General features: G+C 62.2%; 1 protein-coding gene. It reads right to left on the bottom strand.

What is annotated here, in order from left to right:
* Nucleotides 1–105: 105 nt before the first annotated feature.
* Nucleotides 106–704: VirB8 family type IV secretion system protein (locus AWB81_RS43860; protein ID WP_062644814.1), on the bottom strand; the 599-nt coding region annotated here is incomplete at its 5' end.

Below are 704 nucleotides of genomic sequence, written 5' to 3'. Positions count from 1 at the left end.
TCGCGGCTTTCTTGGCCACAGCCGGTTGAGCGAGCAACGCTGCGCACGCAGCGAGAACACAGATGCCGATGACCGGCCGTTTGTTGGGAATGGTTGCGGTCATGCTTATGCGGTCCGCTCGAGGCGGAAGAACGGAATGAAGATGCCGAAGGGGTTCGTCGTCAGCGCCTGCTCAGCAGTGGGTGCGACGATTTGGTAGCGCAGCGTCAGCGCGTACGACTTCACGTCCGGCTTGCCCGTGGCGCCAGCCTGTGAGGTGGTCGTCGTGAATTCGACGAGTACCGTCGAGTCTTCGAGCAACGCGATATTGCGCACGTCGACTTCGCGGATCAGTTTGGGGTTTGCCGTTATCTGCTGGAACGGCGTGTCGGCCTTCAGCCAGTCGCGGAACTGACCGGCTGCTGCACCGATCATTTGCGCCTTGACCGAGTTTATGTTGGCGGTCATGCGCGAAGTCTCGAGGCGGTCCGACAGCACCGGCTCGATGGTGAACCAGCGAATGGCCATGTCCTTGACCGTCGTGCGCACAGCTTGTGAGTCGGGCTTGTAGGCAACCAACTCGGTCACGATGGGATGGCCGCCCGTGTCGGCAGACACGCCCACAACGCGAGTGACCGAAGGCGCAGGCTGCCGCGTCCAGACCGCACCGGCCGCGACGACAGCCAGGCCGAACGAAATCAGCATCCAGCGATTAGCTTCGAGCT

It is taken from the genome of Caballeronia arationis, assembly GCF_001544975.2.
Classification (GTDB): Bacteria; Pseudomonadota; Gammaproteobacteria; order Burkholderiales; family Burkholderiaceae; genus Caballeronia; species Caballeronia arationis.
The sequence above is the reverse complement of the archived record's forward strand: the minus strand, read 5'-3'. Positions and strand labels throughout refer to the sequence as shown.